The organism is Phaeobacter sp. CAU 1743, assembly GCF_039839315.1.
In the GTDB taxonomy this organism is placed as follows: Bacteria; Pseudomonadota; Alphaproteobacteria; order Rhodobacterales; family Rhodobacteraceae; genus Phycobacter; species Phycobacter gallaeciensis_A.
This window is the reverse complement of the sequence record NZ_JBDOQR010000182.1, coordinates 1-1,454: the sequence shown is the minus strand read 5'-3', so window position 1 is coordinate 1,454 and position 1,454 is coordinate 1. Positions and strand designations below refer to the sequence as shown.

The following is a 1,454-nucleotide window of genomic DNA, read 5'->3' as shown; positions in this document are numbered from 1 at the left end:
GGCGCAAGGCGGACCCAGACCTCATCTGTCAACACAAACCGCTCTTCGTTCATTCAAACCTCCATTTTGGAAGCTTGAATCAGATTTCAGCCAGCTTGGGAATCCTGAATGTCCACAGACCCTAGTCTCCCCCAAAACTTTGCAGATGGCGTTTATGGCCCCGCTACCACTCAAGCATTGGTTCGTTTTCAGCAGGCTTATGGTTTAACTCCAGATGGGAAATACGGCCCGCAAACCGCAGCAGCCCTGTCGGGACCAGTATCGGGAGCCTGTAGATGATCAGAGGCTTCTGGGCGTTTTGCTTTCTGCTACTGACCTTTGAAGTTTATGCATCTGAAGTAAAACTGAGTGTCTCTGGTATTTGTCATGATGAGCACTCTGCGTGGTATCAACGAACCAAGAACTTCACAGCTTTTGATGATATGGAGAGCTGTTTGTCGTCTGGCCGCCCTTACTCGGGGTATGAAGCGAAGAGTAGCTATCACAACCTTAAAAAAACAACCGAAGTTGAAGCTCAAAACCAAGAATACGACCGAGCCTTGTATGGTAGATGGGATGATTTGGATGCCGACTGCCAGAACACTAGGCATGAACTTCTTGCTGAATTATCGACCATAGAAGTGCTTTGGGACGATCGAGGGTGTACAGTCCGCAGAGGGCGTTGGATTGATCCATATACAGACGAGGTTTTTATGGAAGCTCGTGACTTAGATGTGGATCATCTTGTGCCCTTAGCATACGCGCATGAGCGTGGTGCTTCTGCTTGGACTTCAGAAAAGCGAACAGAGTTTGCAAACGATCCTCGCAACCTTTTTGCTGTTGATGCCTCCGTAAATCGCTCCAAGGGTTCGCGAGGCCCCTCTCATTGGCTTCCACCGAATGAAGACTTTAGATGCCAATATATTGTGCGTTTTGTAAGGATCATGATTATTTATGAATTACAGTTTCAACCTGTTGAAGCCGCAGAAATAAAACAGTTGAGAGAGGCAAACTGCTGATCCATATTTTTAGGACGCGGCACTAGGGCCCGTGGACATTCATCGTGATGCGATGATGGTAGCTGCGAGATGCCAGTTGGCGGCGTAGCTGGACGTTGTTTTTTCGTAGCGGGTCGCTATCGCTCTGAATTCCTTGATCTTTGCAAAGAAATTCTCGATCAGGTGCCGCCACTTGTAGGCGTGTTCATCGTAGTCGCGTAGGAGCTTCCGGTTCGATTTTGGTGGGATAATCGCGCTGGCGCCGCGTACATCGGTATGCGGCGGCCAGACCCCATTGATTTGATGTGTTCCTGAGAGTTGGCCGTCCTGCGAGAAGGTCTGCGTCAGCAGATTGAACCGCCCCGGGTTTACCGGAGAGTAAAACTCTCAAAGGATGAACCCTATGGACCAGAAGAAGCACACCCCGAAGTACACAGCCGAGTTTCGCGAGCGCGGTGTTCGGCTGTATCGCGAACA

2 protein-coding genes and 1 pseudogene are annotated in these 1,454 nt (G+C 49.8%); 2 read left to right on the top strand and 1 reads right to left on the bottom strand.

Annotation, left to right across the window (positions count from 1 at the left end; genetic code table 11):
• Positions 1-108: 108 nt before the first annotated feature.
• A complete protein-coding gene (locus AAFO90_RS24820; protein WP_347511181.1) occupies positions 109-279 on the top strand; it encodes a peptidoglycan-binding domain-containing protein in 171 nt (56 codons plus the stop codon).
• The gene (locus tag AAFO90_RS24815) at positions 276-998 is read left to right on the top strand and encodes an HNH endonuclease family protein (protein ID WP_347511180.1); all 723 of its coding nucleotides are present in this window, start codon (positions 276-278) and stop codon (positions 996-998) included. The genes AAFO90_RS24820 and AAFO90_RS24815 overlap by 4 nt, the downstream gene beginning before the upstream one ends.
• A 39-nt stretch (positions 999-1,037) precedes the next feature.
• Here AAFO90_RS24815 and AAFO90_RS24810 read toward each other — a convergent pair.
• Positions 1,038-1,244, bottom strand: a pseudogene (locus tag AAFO90_RS24810) (transposase); the annotation flags it as partial.
• Between the last annotated feature and the right edge of the window lie 210 nt (positions 1,245-1,454).

Coding starts and splice junctions, on each gene's coding strand:
- AAFO90_RS24815 (WP_347511180.1), top strand. CDS start 276: ATGATCAGAGGCTTCTGGGCGTTTTGCTTTCTGCTACTGACCTTTGAA.
- AAFO90_RS24820 (WP_347511181.1), top strand. CDS start 109: ATGTCCACAGACCCTAGTCTCCCCCAAAACTTTGCAGATGGCGTTTAT.